The 16,943-nt window shown below is 66.0% G+C and carries 13 protein-coding genes; 6 read left to right on the top strand and 7 right to left on the bottom strand.

The annotated features are described in order from the left end of the window. Positions 1-288: 288 nt before the first annotated feature. The 3 genes from glnA to FB468_RS02710 form a co-directional block, all read right to left on the bottom strand. Entirely contained in the window at positions 289-1,713 is a 1,425-nt protein-coding gene (gene glnA / locus FB468_RS02720; protein WP_141885986.1) for a type I glutamate--ammonia ligase, read from the bottom strand. Positions 1,714-1,896: 183 nt separating this feature from the next. Then, entirely contained in the window at positions 1,897-2,313 is a 417-nt protein-coding gene (locus FB468_RS02715) for an RDD family protein (protein ID WP_141885985.1), read from the bottom strand. Positions 2,314-2,316: 3 nt separating this feature from the next. Next, a complete protein-coding gene (locus FB468_RS02710; protein ID WP_141885984.1) occupies positions 2,317-3,006 on the bottom strand; it encodes a DUF4191 domain-containing protein in 690 nt (229 codons plus the stop codon). Between the two features lie 168 nt (positions 3,007-3,174). Here FB468_RS02710 and FB468_RS02705 point away from each other — a divergent pair, with 168 nt between their 5' ends. After that, positions 3,175-3,837 carry a hypothetical protein gene (locus FB468_RS02705; protein WP_141885983.1) on the top strand — a complete coding sequence of 221 codons (663 nt, stop codon included), beginning with the start codon at positions 3,175-3,177 and terminating at the stop codon, positions 3,835-3,837. Here FB468_RS02705 and sucB read toward each other — a convergent pair. Together sucB and lpdA are read right to left on the bottom strand one after the other, a co-directional pair. Beyond that, a complete protein-coding gene (sucB, locus tag FB468_RS02700; RefSeq protein ID WP_141885982.1) occupies positions 3,834-5,525 on the bottom strand; it encodes a 2-oxoglutarate dehydrogenase, E2 component, dihydrolipoamide succinyltransferase in 1,692 nt (563 codons plus the stop codon). The genes FB468_RS02705 and sucB overlap by 4 nt on opposite strands. A gap of 50 nt (positions 5,526-5,575) precedes the next feature. Beyond that, positions 5,576-6,949, bottom strand: a complete 1,374-nt coding sequence (gene lpdA / locus FB468_RS02695) for a dihydrolipoyl dehydrogenase (RefSeq protein ID WP_141885981.1) — start codon at positions 6,947-6,949, stop codon at positions 5,576-5,578. Between the two features lie 161 nt (positions 6,950-7,110). Between lpdA and FB468_RS02690 the strand changes: the two genes are divergently transcribed. Together FB468_RS02690 and FB468_RS02685 are read left to right on the top strand one after the other, a co-directional pair. Then, positions 7,111-8,043: a proteasome assembly chaperone family protein gene (locus tag FB468_RS02690; RefSeq protein ID WP_141885980.1), complete on the top strand. Its 933-nt coding sequence runs from the start codon at positions 7,111-7,113 to the stop codon at positions 8,041-8,043. Between the two features lie 112 nt (positions 8,044-8,155). Beyond that, positions 8,156-9,412, top strand: a complete 1,257-nt coding sequence (locus FB468_RS02685) for an RNA polymerase sigma factor (RefSeq protein ID WP_246055713.1) — start codon at positions 8,156-8,158, stop codon at positions 9,410-9,412. A 153-nt stretch (positions 9,413-9,565) separates the two neighbouring features. Here the strand turns inward: FB468_RS02685 and FB468_RS02680 are convergent, their stop codons facing one another. Continuing rightward, positions 9,566-9,790, bottom strand: coding sequence for a DUF7455 domain-containing protein (locus FB468_RS02680; RefSeq protein ID WP_141885978.1), 225 nt, complete (start codon positions 9,788-9,790; stop codon positions 9,566-9,568). 201 nt (positions 9,791-9,991) lie between these two features. On the opposite strand from FB468_RS02680, the gene FB468_RS02675 reads away from it, so the two are divergent. Beyond that, positions 9,992-12,085, top strand: coding sequence for a DNA gyrase/topoisomerase IV subunit B (locus FB468_RS02675; RefSeq protein WP_141885977.1), 2,094 nt, complete (start codon positions 9,992-9,994; stop codon positions 12,083-12,085). A gap of 12 nt (positions 12,086-12,097) precedes the next feature. Beyond that, entirely contained in the window at positions 12,098-13,009 is a 912-nt protein-coding gene (locus FB468_RS02670; RefSeq protein ID WP_141885976.1) for an SMR family transporter, read from the top strand. 206 nt (positions 13,010-13,215) lie between these two features. On the opposite strand, the gene FB468_RS02665 is transcribed toward FB468_RS02670, so the two are convergent. Then, complete coding sequence (locus tag FB468_RS02665; RefSeq protein WP_246055712.1) at positions 13,216-15,687, bottom strand: DNA gyrase/topoisomerase IV subunit A; 2,472 nt, start codon at positions 15,685-15,687, stop codon at positions 13,216-13,218. Positions 15,688-15,696: 9 nt separating this feature from the next. Here FB468_RS02665 and FB468_RS02660 point away from each other — a divergent pair, with 9 nt between their 5' ends. Beyond that, positions 15,697-16,941 carry an alkaline phosphatase family protein gene (locus FB468_RS02660; protein WP_141885975.1) on the top strand — a complete coding sequence of 415 codons (1,245 nt, stop codon included), beginning with the start codon at positions 15,697-15,699 and terminating at the stop codon, positions 16,939-16,941. Positions 16,942-16,943 lie beyond the last annotated feature (2 nt).

Raw genomic sequence — 16,943 nt, 5'->3', positions numbered from 1 at the left:
CCAGCGTTCGCCACCGGTCGCCACTGGTTGCCGGTCGGTGACCAGGGGGTGACGTTTTGGGGTGAGGTCTAGCCAGGAGGCACGGTGCGGCGTAGCCTGGCTGCATGAACTACCTGGCAAGCTTCCTCGAAGCCATCCTCGCTGTGGAGGATGCCGATATCGAGGACGATATCAATTCCTAACCCACCCGCCTGAGCGTGCCGCGCGCACAACGATGAGTGGCCTGGCCCGGAGAGCTATTCTCCTGGCCAGGCCACTCGCCGTCTAGGTGTACTCAGTGGGTAGACCCTACACGCCGTAGTACAGCTCGAATTCGTACGGGTGAGGGCGAATCGCCATTGGCAGCAGCTCGGTCTCGTTCTTAAGGTTGATCCAGGTCTGGATGAGCTCCTCGGTGAAGACTCCGCCCTCCAACAGGTAGGCGTGATCCGCCTCTAGCGCTGCGAGTGCCTCGCCGAGCGACCCCGGCACCTGCGGAATGTTCGCGGCCTCCTCCGGGGGAAGCTCGTAGAGATCCTTGTCGATCGGCTCGCCCGGTTCGATGCGGTTGCGAATACCGTCGATACCCGCCATGAGCTGCGCGGCGAACGCGAGGTACGGGTTGCCCGAAGCGTCGGGCGCGCGGAACTCGATGCGCTTCGCCTTCGGGTTCGAACCCGTGAGCGGGATGCGGATCGCGGCCGAACGGTTGCCCGCCGAGTACGCGAGGTTCACGGGAGCCTCGTAGCCCTTGACGAGGCGACGGTAGCTGTTGATTGTCGGGTTCGTGAAGGCGAGCAGCGACGGCGCGTGCTTCAGGATGCCGCCGATGAACCAGCGCGCCATGTCAGACAGGCCCGCATAGCCGTTCTCGTCGTAGAACAGCGGCTCGCCGTTTGACCAGAGCGACATGTGGGTGTGCATGCCAGAGCCGTTGTCACCGAAGACGGGCTTCGGCATGAACGTCGCGGTCTTGCCCCAGAGCTCAGCGGTGTTCTTTACGATGTACTTGAACTTCAGCACGTCGTCGGCCGCGGAAACCATCGTGTCGAAGCGGTAGTTGATCTCTGCCTGGCCCGGCGCGCCGACCTCGTGGTGCGAGCGCTCGAGGTGAAGGCCGGCCTCGATCAGGCGGAGTGAGATGTCGTCGCGCAGGTCAGCCTGCTTGTCGACGGGGGAGACGGGGAAGTAGCCGCCCTTGAGCGGCGTCGTGTTGCCGAGGTTGCCACCCTCGTACTTGGTCGCCGAGTTCCAGTGCGCCTCTTCCGAGTCGATCTCGAAGAACGTGCGTCGCGGTGTGGTCTCGTAGCGCACCGAGTCGAGAATGTAGAACTCGGCCTCCGGCGCGAAGAACGCGGTGTCGGCGATACCTGTCGAAGCGAGGAAACGCTCGGCCTTCTTCGCGACCTGACGCGGGTCCTTCGAGTAGATCTCGCCGGTGCGCGGGTTGTAAATGTCGAACACCATGATGAGGGTGCGCTCGGCGCGGAACTGGTCGATGTACGCGGTGGTGACATCGGGGATGAGCTGCATGTCCGACTCAGCGATCGTCGCGAAACCGCGGATCGAGGAGGCGTCGAACATCTGCCCGACCTCGAAGAACTCGAGGTCGACCGTGCTCGCCGGGATGTTGAAGTGCTGCTGCACGCCGGGGAGATCGGTGAACCGGATGTCAAGGAACTTGACATCGGTTTCGCGGATATAGTCGATGACTTCCTGGGGAGTCTTGAACATCGGGATCCTCACTTTTCGGTGCGGCAGTCTGCCGCTTCGTAGTACAAGCCTATGCTTCTCGCGTTTCGGGAGCGTGGAAGCAGTGTTTCAGGCGTGTTACGTCTTGCGGCACGTAGCTGCTGGGTGTCGACTCTGACACTGCGTGTGTGCACCATGATCCTGATCGTGCTGATCTTCACCGCGCTAGGCGCGAATCAACACCGTCCCCGCGATCTTGTCGTGGAACCCGCGCTGATCGCTGTCCCACACGAGGGCGGGGAAAACAAGCGTGACGAGCACGGCGCGCACGATCGGGCGCCACACACCCACCCAGCCGCCGGCGAGCGGCACGACCTGCAGTCCGACGAGGCGATGGCCGATCGAGCCGCCGATTGTCGGAACGAAAATCATCTGCATGATCATGAAGATCAGCGAGTGCCACCACATTGCCTGGGGCCCACCGATGAGCAGGTAGGCGGGAAGGGAAGCGATCGCCCAGTCGATGCAGATCGCGAGCAGCCGTCGCCCGACGCGACCGACGGAACGGGGGCCCTCCTCGGGAAGGCCGAGGCGTTCGCCGGGGTATTCGCTGGGTGCGAGGTCTCCGAACTTTTGACTCATGGCTTAGCGCGGGCGCTGAGCGCGGACGCGGTTCGGGTCAATGCCCTTCGGGATGCCAACGGGGCTCGCCTGCAGCGAAGAAAGTCGGTTGTACACCGCCGCGATTTCGTTGCGGTTGAGCACGCGCTTGAGCTTCTGGAGCTCTTTCGAGAGCTTCGGCAGCGCGACGGCGCCCTCATCGGGGCCGACGTAGAGGTGCGAGATCGGCACGTTCGAGATCGCGCGCTTGAGCTTGCGTTCTTCGTCTTGCGCGATGCGCTGGGTGCGCTGGCGAGAACCCTCGGAGATGAGCACGACGCCACCGCGCCCGATCACGCGGTACACCGCGTCCTGCTGCCGGGTCATCGCGACCGGCACCTCGGAGCCGCGCCAGCTGCGACGGAGCGCACTCTGCACGATCGCGCCAACGGCGCCCGGGCGCCCCTCGATCTGGGCGTAGGCGACGGCCTCCGCGCGGCGGCCGAGCACGATCATTGCGATGAGCAGGCCGGCGAGAATACCGGTCAGCGGCCAAAGGATCCAGCTGAACCAGTTGCCCGGGAGCAGCCATGCGAGGAGTACGGCGACCACGATCGGGCCGACGAACGAGAGCAGCATGAGCGGGGTCAGCAGCTTGTCTTGGGTGCGGGTGTTCTTGTACACCTGCACCATCTGCTTGATGCGACCCGGGGACTTCTGCTTCGCCTCTGCCATACCTTCCATCGTACCGCGTTCTGCAGCCGGGCGGAGACACTTCGGGCGAGCGCGGCCCGGAAACCGTTGCTCGCTCCACATTGAGATTGCTGCGGCAGTTCCTCACGGAGTGGCTCCAAGCGAGCAGAGGACCACGCGGGCAGCGCAAAACTGGGCGAGGCTTGGGCCATGACTAATCGGGAACGACGACGGGCCCCGCCGAGGCTTTCGGCCGGCGAACTCGCACACCTGCTGCTGCGTGTCTGTGAGCTTGGCGTGCCAGTGCGCGAGCGGGCGGCATGCCTCGGGGTCGGGCTTGCCAGGCGGCTCGTCGTGGGGCTCGCGGGCGGCGGACGCTATCGGCGTCGCGGAGGCGTCGCTAATGAGATCAGGATCGCGGTGGCCGGGCCACGCTCGGCGTTTGGAGCCGCCAGGGAGCTTCGGGAGGGCGTGCGCCATGCCCGCAGCGGGCACGACGACGGGTGCCTCGCGTTTGGAGTGTCGCTCTCCGAACTCCGCCTGCTCGCTGAGCGGTGGGCTGCGCCCGATGCTGCGGGGTTCGCGCTCGAGGTGCTCGTCGATGCGGCGGGCGTCCTCGCCGCAGGCGCGGCCGCCCCTGACGAGTTGCATGCGTCCCCCGAAACCCGGGAACCTCGGCTCGAGACGCTGCATTCGGCGGTGCGGGCGCGGCTCACCCCGGTCATGCCTCCGGCAGAGGCGATCGCCGCTCTCGGCAGAGATCGGCCGGCACGGGCCGATCGGCCTGCCTTGTTGAAGGCGGAGGCCGGGAAAACACCAAGGGGGCTGTGGCGCTCAGCGCCACAGCCCCCTCAGCTCAGAGTGGTGCGTTAGATGCCCAGATCAGCGGAGAAGTTGCCCTCTTCAAGGCGAGCCTTCATCTGCGTGAGGAAGCGAGCTGCGTCGGCGCCGTCAATCGTCCGGTGATCGTACGACAGGGCCAGGTAGACCGTCGAGCGGATCGCGATCGAGTCGCCCTCGGGGGTCGAGACCACACCGGGCTCCTTAACAACGACGCCCGTGCCAAGGATTGCTGACTGCGGCAGGAATACCAGCGGAGTGTCGAAGAGCGCCCCGCGCGAGCCCGTGTTCGTGAGCGTGAACGTGCCGCCGCTGAGCTCATCGGGAGTGAGCTTGTTGTCGCGGGTGCGCGCAGCGAGATCGGCGATTTCACCGGCGATCTGCGCGATGTTCTTCGTGCCAGCATCACGGAGAACGGGGGTCAGTAGGCCACGCTCGGTGTCGACCGCGATGCTCACGTTCTCGGTCGCCGGGTAGACGATCGAATCGCCCTCGACGGTTGAGTTGATGACGGGGTAGGCCTGCAGTGCCTCGGCGGCGGCGAGTGCGAAGAACGGCATGAACGACAGCTTCGACCCCGTCTTCGCGAGGAACTCGTCTTTCTTCGCCTGACGGAGCTGCGCGACGCGCGTGACGTCAACCTTCACGACCGTGGTGAGCTGAGCAGTTGCCTGCATCGAAGCCACGGCGCGCTCGGCGATAACCTTGCGCAGGCGGCTCATCTTCTGGGTCGTTCCGCGAAGCTCGGAAACCACGCGCGGCGCGGGCGCGGCAGCGGCGGGTGCAGCGGCCGCGGGGGTTGCGGCGGCAGCAGCGAGAACATCTTCCTTGCGGATACGTCCGCCGACACCGGTTCCGGTGACGGTCGCGAGATCAACGCCGCGCTCATTTGCGAGCTTGCGCACGATCGGCGTGACGTAGCCGCCAGCCTCAGCGGGCGCTGCCGGCGCTGCCGGTGCGGGTGCTGCTGCCACGGGTGCAGGTGCGGCGGGTGCAGCCGGAGCGGGTGCGGGCGCTGCTGCCGGAGCAGGCGCTGCTGCAGGTGCGGGTGCTGCTGCCGGTGCGGGTGCTGCTGCCGGTGCGGGTGCCTCGGGTGCGGGGGCACCGCTTCCGACGCGCGCGAGCACTGCGCCAACCTCGACGGTCTCATCCTCGCCGACGAGCATCTCCTGGAGGATGCCGGCAACGGGGGACGGCACCTCGGTGTCGACCTTGTCGGTCGAGACCTCAAGGAGCGGCTCATCGATCTCGACGGCCTCGCCGATCTGCTTCAGCCACCGAGTCACGGTGCCCTCAGTGATCGACTCGCCGAGCGAGGGGAGCACGATGTCTTGCGTGTCGCCGCCTGCAGCGGGAGCCGCGGCCGTCGGTGCGGGCTCTGCCGCAGCGGGCGCTGCGACAGGTGCGGCCGGGGCGGCAGCCGGCGCCGCAGGTGCAGCCGCGGGCTCGGCCGCGGGAGCTGCGGGTGCGGCAGCCGAACCGGATCCATCACCGATGCGCGCGAGCACTGCGCCGACCTCGGCGGTCTCGTCTTCTTGCACGAGGATCTCTTCAACCACGCCAGCGACGGGCGAAGGCACCTCGGTGTCCACCTTGTCGGTCGAGACCTCGAGCAGCGGCTCATCCACCGCTACAGTCTCGCCCACCTGCTTCAGCCAGCGGGTCACCGTCCCCTCGGTGACGCTCTCGCCGAGCGCTGGGAGGACTACCGATTCACTCATCGTGATTCTCCTTCTAAAGTTTCTTCTATAACTAGCTTGTGTGGCAGCGCTTAGATCGCGTGCAGCGGCTTGCCAGCGAGCTTGAGCATGGCCTCGCCGATGGTTTCGTTCTGGGTGGGGTGACCGTGGACGAACGGTGCGACGTCCTCGGGGTAGGCCTCCCAGTTCACGATGAGCTGCGCCTCGCCGACGAGCTCGCCAACGCGCGCGCCAATCATGTGCACGCCGAGTACGGGGCCGTCGTTCAGCCGCACGGCCTTTACGGTGCCTGCGGTGCCGAGGATCGAGCTCTTCGCGTTGCCCGCGAGGTTGTACTCGTACGAGCTGATGTTCTCAGCGCCGTACTTCTCGGCGGCCTTCGCTTCGGTCAGGCCGACCGAAGCAATCTCAGGGTCGCAGTAGGTGACCTTCGGGATATTCACGTCGGCGACGACGACGGGGTTGAGGCCCGCAATCTCCTCCGCGACGAAGATGCCCTGCTGGTAGCCGCGGTGCGCGAGCTGCAGGCCCGGAACGATGTCGCCAACGGCGTACACGCCGGGAACGTTCGTCGCGAGGCGCTCGGTCGTGAGTACGAAACCGCGATCCATCTCGATCCCGGCCTCCTCGTAGCCGAGGCCGGCGGTCGCCGGGCCGCGGCCCACTGCGACGAGCAGGTAGTCAGCGGTCAGCGTGGTGCCGTCCTCAAGGGTGACCGTGACGCTCGAAGCATCCTGGGTGACGCCCTGGAAGCGGACGCCGAGCTTGTAATCGATCCCGCGCTTGCGGAACGCGCGCTCGAGCTGCTTCGAGACCGACTCCTCCTCGTTCGGGACGAGGTGGGGGAGGCCCTCAATGATGGTGACCTCAGCGCCGAACGAGCGCCAGACGCTCGCGAACTCGACTCCGATGACGCCGCCGCCGAGCACGAGGACCTTGTTCGGGATCTCCTGCAGTTCGAGAGCGTGCTCGCTGGTGATCACGCGGCCACCGATCTCGAGGCCGGGGAGCGAGCGGGAGTAGGATCCCGAAGCGAGGACGACATTCTTGCCGACGACGGTGTCAGCGCCGACCTGCACGGTGTTGGGAGCGGTGAGGCGTCCCTCGCCCTCAAATACGGTGATGCCGTTTGCCTTGATGAGGCCCTGGAGGCCCTTGTGCTTGCCCGCGACGAGCTTCTCGCGGAACGCGTTCACGGCTGCGATGTCGATCGACTCGACCGACGAGTTGATGCCGTATGTAGCGCCCTCACGCGCAACGTCGGCGACCTCAGCTGAGTGGAGGAGTGCCTTCGTGGGGACACAGCCGCGGTGCAGGCAGGTGCCGCCGAGCTTGTCCTTTTCAATGATCGCGGCGGTCATCCCAAGCTGGGTTGCTCTCACTGCGGTCGCGTATCCGGCGCTTCCGCCACCAAGAACTACGATGTCAAACTGGTGCTCGGCCAAGTGGGGTCTCCCTCGGTTCTCTTAAACTGTGCCTGATCCGCGCGGTATGCGGTGCGCATCGTTTAGCCTACTACTTCTGGCTATATCTGGGCGCGCATCCCCGCGTGTTCGCTGTTCGCGCATTCCGGCCAGTTCAGACGTCGGTTTCGTACAATGGAATTGTGACCGAATCTCTCTTCTCAGCTGTCTATGCGGAGCGCCGCGCGAGTGTCGCGAAGGGGCTCCCGCTCGTCGTAGCGCTTTCCGGTTCAACGGACGCGGGCAATGCGGTCTCCCAACTCGAACAGTACCTTTGGGAGCGGTGCAAGCCCGAAGAAATTATTCGCTTCGACGCCGACTCGCTCCTCGATTATCGGGCGAGGCGGCCCCTCATCACCTTCAATGAAGATCACTTCACCGACTACAGCCCAGAGGAGCTCGTGCTGAGCCTTGCTCGCGACGAGCTGGGAGCGCCGTTCCTCCTCCTGTCAGGGTTCGAACCTGACTTCCGCTGGGAGGCGTTCGTCGATGCCGTGCTGCTGTTAGTGCACGAGTTCGAGGTGTCGCTCACCACCTGGGTGCAAGCGATTCCGATGCCCGTGCCGCACACGCGCCCCATCGTCGCGACCGTGAGCGGCACCCGCGAGGACCTTATGGAGCGCTCGGCGTGGAAGCCGACCACGCGTCTGCCTGCGAGCATCGTTCACGTGCTCGAGCACCGCCTGCACGGAGTTGGCGAGGAGGTCGTTGGGTATGCGCACCTCGTGCCCCACTACCTCGCGAACAACGAGTACCCCGAGCTGCTCACAGCGGCCCTCGACAACATCATGGCGGCCACGGGGTTGCTCTTTGCCACCGATGAAGCCAAGGAGCGGGCGCAGGAGTTCCGAGCTCAGGTTGATCGCCAGATTGCCGAGAACGACGAGTCCCGTGAGATGCTCGTGAACCTTGAGCAGCGCTTCGACCAGTACGTTGAGGCGCACGGTGAGCGCGCCCCGCTGCTCGGCGACGAGGGCTCAATGCCCACCGCTGACCAGCTCGCGAGCGAACTCGAGCGGTTCCTCGCGGAGCGCCAGCAGGGTCCTGAAAACAACGACGGCCCGGGCGTGCAATAATAGGAGGTAGGAACCCATTCAACCGGCGCGGGAATACCGCGGGCTTGACATGGGTTTTCATGGTGTGCGCAGTTATTTGGACGCGCATCGACGAGATCTGAGAGGAAGTTGCGTGGCAGCAGCGACAACGACCAAGACTCGCGCGGCGAAGGCGGCAGAGGGCGAAGAGCAGAGCGCTACTGAGGCGCCTGCGAAGAAGGCCCCCGCCAAGAAGGCCGCGTCGGCAGCGAAGACGACCGCGGCAAAGAAGGCTCCTGCAAAAAAGCCAGCGACCCGCGCGAAGAAGGCTGTCGATGAAATCATCGACACGCCCGATGAGGCCGAGGTGACTGAGGTTGACGAGCAGGCTGAAGAAGATCAGCCGGTAGCCGAGCACCGCGAGCCCCTCCCGACCGGCGCCATTGTCCTGAAGGCTGGCGATGAAGAGGACGTGCCAACGGTCACGACCGCGATTCCCGGCGCGACAGCCGACCCGGTCAAGGACTACCTAAAGCAGATCGGTAAGGTTGCCCTGCTCAACGCGGCAGAAGAGGTCGAGCTTGCGATGCGCATCGAAGCCGGCCTGTTCGCCGAGGAGAAGCTCGGCACCGAGAAGGGCCTGCCCAAGAAGCTTGAGCGCGAGCTCAAGTGGGTTGCCCGCGATGGCCAGCGCGCGAAGAGCCACCTGCTCGGCGCGAACCTCCGCCTCGTGGTGTCGCTTGCGAAGCGCTACACGGGTCGTGGCATGCAGTTCCTGGACCTCATCCAGGAGGGCAACCTTGGCCTGATTCGTGCGGTCGAGAAGTTCGACTACACGAAGGGCTTCAAGTTCTCGACGTACGCGACGTGGTGGATTCGCCAGGCGATTACCCGCGCCATGGCCGACCAGGCCCGTACTATCCGTATCCCTGTGCACATGGTCGAGGTCATCAACAAGCTCGCCCGCGTGCAGCGGCAGATGCTGCAGGATCTCGGGCGAGAGCCCACTCCTGAAGAGCTGAGCCGTGAGCTCGATATGACCACCGAGAAGGTCATCGAGGTGCAGAAGTACGGTCGCGAGCCGATTTCGCTTCACACCCCGCTCGGCGAGGATGGCGACAGCGAGTTCGGTGACCTCATTGAGGACACCGAGGCGATCGTTCCCGCCGACGCCGTCGGCTTCACGATGCTGCAGCAGCAGCTCGAGCAGCTGCTCGACTCGCTGTCGGAGCGTGAGGCTGGCGTGATCAAGATGCGCTTTGGCCTCGGTGACGGGATGCCGAAGACCCTCGACCAGATTGGCGATACGTTCGGCGTGACCCGCGAGCGGATCAGGCAGATCGAGTCGAAGACGATGGCGAAGCTTCGCCACCCGTCGCGGAGCCAGCAGCTGCGCGACTACCTCGACTAGCATCGAGCGACGCGAGAAGCGCGAAGGGGGTGTCACACGGGAGACCGTGTGACACCCCCTTCGCGCGTTCCGGCCCGGTGTGCAGGGTTGGCAAACGCGAGTGAGCCCCCGGGGGGAATCTCCCCGGGGGCTCACTCAGTTGTGCAGCTGTCGCTATGCGCTCAGCTTGTGGCTTTCGTCGTGCCAGGCCTCTGCCATTGGGCGGAGCTTGGCTTCGTGCTTCGTGGCGTGGTGTGCGCAGAAGAGCAGCTCGCTGCCGCTCAACGTGACGCGGACGTAGGCTTGCGCGCCGCAGCTATCGCAACGGTCAAGGCCGCTAAGCGGACGATCCGCCGCAGTGACCTCCGCTACGTCAGCGGTGTGTTCGAGTGTGCTCATGGCCACCTCCCAGTTCTTCAGGTACCTCTATCCAACCATCACTTTGCCCCACGCGCGCTGTTTGGCGGCCTTGTTTCGCTGACCGCGTACGGTTGACGCGGCTACGCTTCCCCTGTCTCCGCACTCGCCGCGCCCGTTGGCCCCGCGCGTCGGTGGTGTGCTCTACAGTAGGGGAGTCTCTTAGAAAGCAGGTTCTTCCACGTGGCTGAATCCAGTTACTCCGCCAGGCACCTCACCGTCCTCGAGGGGCTCGAAGCCGTTCGCAAGCGCCCGGGTATGTACATCGGCACGACCGACTCGCGCGGCCTCATGCACTGCCTCTGGGAGATCATTGATAACTCCGTCGACGAGGCTCTTGCGGGCCACGGCTCAAACATCGGAATTACGCTGCACGCCGACGGCAGCGTCACCGTTGCCGACAACGGTCGAGGCGTGCCCGTGGACATTGAGCCGCGAAGTGGCCTGAGCGGCGTCGAGCTGGTGTTCACCAAGTTGCACGCCGGCGGAAAGTTTGGCGGCGGTGGGTACGCGTCGTCGGGTGGCCTGCACGGCGTTGGTGCCTCCGTCGTGAACGCACTGTCTTCGCGTCTCGACGTCGAGGTCGATCGCGACGGCAAGACCTGGACGATGTCGTTCCGTCACGGCGAGCCCGGCGTCTTTGCTGGCGACGGCCCCGACAGCGACTTCACGCCGTATGACAGGGCGACCGAGCTACGCGTCGTCGGCAAGGTGAAGAAGGGCGTCACCGGCACGCGCGTGCGCTACTGGGCCGACCCGCAGATCTTCCTGCCGACCGCGCGGTTCGAGGTCGATTCGCTCGTCGCGAGAGCTCGCCAGACGGCCTTCCTGGTCACCGGCCTCACCATTGAGATTGAAGACAACCGGGCCGAGTCGCTTGACGAGTCTGGCGCGCCCGCCACGCACACCTTCAACTACGAGGGTGGAATCGCCGAGTTCGTGAACTTCCTCGCCCTCGACGCCCCCGTGACTGACACGTGGCGGGTGCAGGATTCGGGCAAGTTCACCGAGACCGTTCCCGTCATGGATGAGGAGACTGGCCACCTCGTGTCGCGCGAGGTCGAGCGCGAGTGCGAGGTTGACATCGCGCTGCGGTGGGGCACCGGTTACGACACCGAAGTCCAGAGCTTTGTGAACATCATTGCGACGCCCAAGGGCGGCACGCACCTGGCCGGCTTCGAGCAGGGCCTCACGAAGTTCTTCCGCAAGCAGATTGAGGCGAACGCCCGCAAGCTCAAGGCCGGCTCGGACAAACCGGATAAGGACGACATTCTCACCGGCCTGACCGCCGTCGTGACGGTGCGCGTCCCCGAGCCGCAGTTCGAGGGCCAGACGAAAGAGGTGCTCGGCACGGCTGCCGTGCGACAGATCGTTTCCCGGGCGGTGACGAGCGCGCTCACTGAACGTTACGAGTCCACGAAGAAGCACGACAAAGCGCAGACGGGCACACTGCTCGAGAAGATGGTCTCCGAGATGAAATCTCGGATCGCGATGCGCGCGCAGCGCGACACCGCTCGCCGAAAGAGCACCCTTGAGAGCTCTTCGCTGCCGTCGAAGCTCATAGACTGCCGCTCGAAAGATGTCGCGAACTCCGAACTCTTCATCGTTGAGGGCGACAGCGCGCTCGGCACAGCGAAGCCCGCGCGCGACAGCGAGTACCAGGCGCTCCTGCCCATTCGCGGCAAGATACTGAACGTCCAGAAGGCCTCGCTCGCCGAGATGCTCTCGAACGCCGAGTGCGGCGCGATCATCAAGGTCATCGGGGCTGGCTCCGGCCGCGACTTCGATATTGAGGCTGCCCGCTACGGCAAGGTGATTCTCATGAGCGACGCAGATGTCGACGGCGCGCATATCCGCACACTGCTGCTGACGCTGTTCTTCCGGTACATGCGGCCGATGCTTGAGGCCGGAAGGGTGTACGCTGCCGTTCCTCCGCTGCACCGCGTGATCGTGCAGAACTCGGGCAGGAAGCCGAACGACGTGATCTACACCTACAGCGAGAAGGAACTGCAGACGCTACTGACCGACCTGCGCAAGCGGGGCAAGAAGTACCAGGAGCCGATTCAGCGCTACAAGGGCCTCGGGGAGATGGACGCCGATCAGCTGGCCGAGACAACGATGGACCGCGAGCATCGCACCCTCCGCCGGGTTCGCCTCGAGGATGCGCACGCCGCTGCCCAGATGTTCGAGCTGCTCATGGGCAACGACGTCGCGCCGCGCAAGGAGTTCATTATCGAGAACGCGGACGACCTCGACCGCGAGCGCATCGACGCGTAGCGTCCGCGCCCGATGACTCTCACAGCTCTCGGCCTTGTCCTCGCTGCGGCGTTCGCGCACGCCGCGTGGAACATCCTCGCGGCGAAGTCGAGTAGATCAGGCATTCCGTTCCTCTTCTGGGGCGCGATTGTCAGCGCGGTCGTCTGGTCGGTGGCGATCCCGTTCACCGGCGGGATCGGCTCGGGTGGGTTCTGGCCCTTCATGCTCGCGGTCGCGGTGTCCGGGGTGCTGCACGTGCTGTACATGCTTGTGCTTCAGCGCGGGTATCGCGCGGGCGATCTGAGCACCGTTTACGCCACGGCTCGCGGAAGCGGACCGGTGCTCACGGTGATCGTTTCGATCCTGCTGTTCGGCGAACGGCCAGGTCTGCTCTCGCTGTCGGGCGTGCTGCTCGTCGTCGTCGGAGTCACGGCATTCGGGCTGATCGGCCGTCGGAGCGCACCGAGCGACCAGCAGTTCTCTGGGCCCGTGCGGCGGTCACGTTTTGACCCATCGATCGTGTTCGGCTTGCTCACCGGCGTCGCGATCGCAACGTACACGCTGTGGGACGTCTCGATGGTGAACGGCTTCGGAATCGCGCCCGTCGCATTCATGGTCGGGACCAGCGTGGCCGAGGCCGTGATCTTCGGCGGCATGCTCGGCGTCGAGGGCGCACGGGGCCTCAGTCCGGCAAGGCGTATGCGGGGCGAGCTTCGGACGAACTGGCGCAGCCTTCTCGCGTTCGGGGTGCTGTCGCCGCTGTCGTACGTGCTCGTGCTCACCGCCGCGACGATCGCCCCGCTGTCCCTGGTCGCCCCCATGCGTGAGACCAGCGTTGTGCTCGTCGGGCTCTACGGGGTATTCAGGTACCGAGAGAGCAACCCTGCGCTCCGCCTCACCGCCGCCGTTGTGGTCGTGTGCGGCGTCGCGCTCATCGGACTGTAGGGCGCAACGGCTGAACGCTCTCAGCACCCGCACGCTCTCAGCGGCTGAACCCTCTCAACAGGGGAAAACCCCCTGCGCTCCGAGTTCGATCGGCACTTCGTATCGGGAAAGCCCCCGGATTTGGCATACGGGGTGAGGATTTGCCTGGAAACGTGCGGTGCTGCGGGCGCCCTGCCGAGAAAGGGCGGGGCGCCCGCCAGGTGCCGCTAGGGTGCCTCGCCGATGAAGGCGACGGCCCCATCGAGGGGCGTGCCCGAGCCGTCGCGCTTCCCGAGATCGTCAGGGAGCTTACGCGCGGCCCCGTCTGACGCCAGCGCGCGCGGCTCGCCGACGCCAACCCATGCGGCGACCAGGCGATCCTCACCCTTCAGGAAGCGCTGGGCGCGAACGCCACCGGTCGCGCGCCCCTTTGCCGGGAACTCCGCCCAGTCGGAGACCTTAGCCGATGCGGTGCCGGCACTGAGCAGCGCGTTCTCGTCTGAGCCCTCGGCGACAGTTGCGACGCGTGCGTCGAGGTCGCTTCCAATGGCCGAGGCGAAGATGATGCTCGCGCCCGACCCGAGCTTCATACCGGCCATTCCGCCGGCCGGGCGGCCCTGCGGGCGAACCGTCGAAGCGTCAAAGCGCAGCAGCTGGGCGTCGGACGTGACCGCCGCGAACTCAGTGTCATCGGGCGCGGGGAACGCCGACACAACCGAGTCGCGGGCCTTGAGCGTGATGACCTCGAAGTCTGGCCGCGCCGGAAGGTCGGTGAGCACGACGCGCTTCACAACGCCCTGCGCGGTGAACAGGCCGACAGGCGTCTCAGAGTCGAGCGGAACGACGCCGACAACCCTGAGCTTCTTGTCGGTGAGCCCGATGTACTCGGTGAGCTTCACGCCCGCCGAGAACGCGATAGACGCAGCCGGCACGAGCGGCAGGTCGACGGGGGCGAACCGGTGCAGCGTGCCGTCTGACAGAATCGCGCCGAGCTCGCCCCGCACCGTGGAGTCGACTCGGGCCAGGACGGCGCCGTGCTTCGTCGCTCGGGGCGTGGCGCGCGCAGTGTCTTCTGCTTCGGGGTCGCGGTCGATGCGCAGCGCACGGCCAGTCGCCGAGAGCATGACCGTGCACGGGCTATCCGCAACCTGCATCGCGTCGGGCGTGACGGCCGCGCGGGAGGGCCGAGCGACGGCGCCCGTAAGGAGCGTGCGCCTGGGCGTGCCGTACGCCGCCGAGGCTTCATCAAGCTCGCCGGCGACGACGGCCTGCAAGCGTTCCTTGCTGCCGAGAATCTCGAGGAGCGCTTCGATCTCTGCCTTCAGCTGATCGCGCTCACCCTCGAGCTCGACCCGTGAGAACTTCGTGAGGCGGCGCAGGCGCAGCTCGAGGATGTACTCGGCCTGCGGCTCTGACAGATCGAATACCTGCTGCAGCCGAGTCCGAGCCTCCTCAGAGTCGTCGCTCGTACGGATGACCTGGATGACCTCGTCGATGTCGAGGATCGCGATGAGCAGGCCCTCAACGAGGTGCAGTCGCTCACGACGCTTCCGCAGTCGGTACTCGCTTCGCCTGGTGACGACCGACATGCGGTGATCGAGGAAGACACGAAGCATCTCGCGTAGGCTCAGGGTCTGCGGCTGGCCGTCGACGAGCGCGACGGAGTTGATGCTGAACGAATCCTCGAGCGGCGTGTACCTGTAGAGGAGTTCGAGTACGGCTTCGGGGGAGAAGCCGGTCTTCAGGGTGATGACGAGCTTCAACCCGTTCTTGCGGTCGGACAGGTCAACGACATCGGTGATGCCGGTAATCTTCTTCGTCTCGACGCCCTGCTTGATCTTCTCGATGACGCGCTCTGGCCCGACAAGGTACGGCAGTTCGGTCACGACGAGGCCGGTGCGGCGCGGGCCGATTTGTTCGACGGACACCTTCGCGCGCGTGCGGAACGCGCCGCGGCCCGTGCGGTAGGCGTCGGTCACGCCGTCGAGCCCGACGATCGTGCCGCCCCCCGGGAGATCGGGGCCGGGGATGAACTCCATGAGCTCTTCCACGGTGGCGTCGGGGTGGTAGAGCAGGTGCTTGGCACCCTCGATCGCCTCGACGAGGTTGTGGGGCGCCAGGTTCGTGGCCATGCCAACAGCGATGCCGCTTGCGCCGTTCACGAGCAGGTTTGGCACCGCTGACGGCAGCACGTCCGGCTGCAAGAGTTGGTTGTCGTAGTTGGGTACGAAGTCGACAACGTCTTCGTCGAGCGCCTCGGTCATTGCGAGCGCGGCGCCCGCGAGGCGCGCCTCTGTGTACCTAGAAGCGGCGGGGCCGTCGTCGAGCGAGCCGAAGTTGCCGTGGCCGTCAACGAGGGGGAGTCGCATCGCGAAGTCTTGCGACAGGCGAACGAGTGCGTCGTAGATCGAGGAGTCGCCGTGCGGGTGCAGCTTGCCCATCACCTCGCCGACGACGCGGGCCGACTTCACGTGGCCCTTGTCGGGGCGCAGCCCCATGTCGGTCATCATGTAGAGGATGCGGCGCTGTACCGGCTTCAGGCCGTCGCGCGCGTCGGGGAGCGCGCGCGAGTAGATCACCGAATAGGCATACTCAAGAAACGAGCCCTCCATCTCCTGCGAGATGTCGATATCTTCAATGCGCTCCCCGGCAGCTTCGTGCGCTGCACCGGGAAGGTCCATGTCGGTTGCGTCGGCCATAATGGGATTATGCTACCGACTGCCACCGACAACGGCGGGAGGCTTGCCGCGATATTCCCGACTGGGCTCGCTGCTCTCGCGCTCGGCCACGGCGCCTCACCCGAGGCGACGCTTAGAAGCGCCACCGGGCTCGACCCTGCAGAGCGCGCGCCGCAATCGCAACTCGCGGCGGCCGCCCAGTTGCTCCCTGCGCTGCACTCGCTCGTCGTGCTCGCCGTTGACGGGCTCGGCAGCGCGAACCTCAAGGCCCGCAAAGGCCACGCGCCGACGCTCTCGGGCTTAGCTCAGCGCCGCATCACGACAGTCACCCCGTCGACGACCGGCGCGGCGCTCACAACGCTCACGACGGGTCGGCTGCCAGCCGAACACGGGCTCGTCGGGTATCGCATCATGCACCCCGTTCTGGGCCTGCTCTCGCCGCTGCGCGACTGGGAGGGCATCGCCGATCCGCGGGGGTGGCAGCACTCGGAGCCGCTGTTCGCGGAAGCGGCCCGCCTCGGCGTCCGCCCGCGCGCCTACGGCCGGCCCGCGCACGCTTCGAGCGGGCTGACCCGGGCCATGCTCACCGGCTCGGAGTACGTCGGCGGCGACACCACGGCTGAGCGGCTGACTGCCGCGAGGCGCGACATCGACTCCGGCATTCCGACCCTCGCGTATGTGTACGTCGACGAGCTCGACCGTGCGGGGCACAAATACGGCTGGGAGAGCGGCGAGTGGTCACGGCGTCTCGAACAGCTCGATCAGGCGCTCGCGGACTTCATGCTGGGCCTGCCCGCCGGCACAGGTGTGATCGTGACCGCCGACCACGGCATGGTCGATGTTGCCCCTCATCAGCAGATCGTGTTTGACCTCGAGGCCCGCGAGTTCGCTGACGTTGTCGCGGTCGGCGGCGAGCCCCGCTTCCGCACGTTCTTTCTCGCCGAAGGCGCCGACGTAGGCGCCTTCGCGGCAGCGCTTGAGGCGCGCGAGGGGAAGCGTGCGTGGGTCACCACGCGCGACGAGGTCTTCAACTCGGGTGTGCTCGGGAGCACCGTGACGGCTGGCGTTCCCGAGCGCATGGGCCAGGTCATCATTGCGGCCCGGGCACAGTGCGCCTACTACACGACAGCGGACGACCCGCAGTCGCTCGACATGGTCGGCCAGCACGGCTCGTGGACGGATGAGGAGCGCGGCATCCCGCTTCTTCTCGGCGGTGCGCTCGCGGGGAGCGGGTTCGGCAAAGCCGTCGAGCTCGTCGGGTCGGCGCGCTCCTAGCT

It is taken from the genome of Leucobacter komagatae (assembly GCF_006716085.1).
Taxonomy (GTDB): Bacteria; Actinomycetota; Actinomycetes; order Actinomycetales; family Microbacteriaceae; genus Leucobacter; species Leucobacter komagatae.
The sequence above is the reverse complement of the archived record's forward strand: the minus strand, read 5'-3'. Positions and strand labels throughout refer to the sequence as shown.

Bases quoted from the DNA above. Each gene is read 5' to 3' on its own strand.
- glnA (WP_141885986.1), bottom strand. From the start codon at position 1,713: ATGTTCAAGACTCCCCAGGAAGTCATCGACTATATCCGCGAAACCGAT.
- FB468_RS02715 (WP_141885985.1), bottom strand. From the start codon at position 2,313: ATGAGTCAAAAGTTCGGAGACCTCGCACCCAGCGAATACCCCGGCGAA.
- FB468_RS02710 (WP_141885984.1), bottom strand. From the start codon at position 3,006: ATGGCAGAGGCGAAGCAGAAGTCCCCGGGTCGCATCAAGCAGATGGTG.
- FB468_RS02705 (WP_141885983.1), top strand. From the start codon at position 3,175: ATGACTAATCGGGAACGACGACGGGCCCCGCCGAGGCTTTCGGCCGGC.
- sucB (WP_141885982.1), bottom strand. From the start codon at position 5,525: ATGAGTGAATCGGTAGTCCTCCCAGCGCTCGGCGAGAGCGTCACCGAG.
- FB468_RS02680 (WP_141885978.1), bottom strand. From the start codon at position 9,790: ATGAGCACACTCGAACACACCGCTGACGTAGCGGAGGTCACTGCGGCG.
- FB468_RS02670 (WP_141885976.1), top strand. From the start codon at position 12,098: ATGACTCTCACAGCTCTCGGCCTTGTCCTCGCTGCGGCGTTCGCGCAC.
- FB468_RS02665 (WP_246055712.1), bottom strand. From the start codon at position 15,687: ATGGCCGACGCAACCGACATGGACCTTCCCGGTGCAGCGCACGAAGCT.
- FB468_RS02660 (WP_141885975.1), top strand. From the start codon at position 15,697: ATGCTACCGACTGCCACCGACAACGGCGGGAGGCTTGCCGCGATATTC.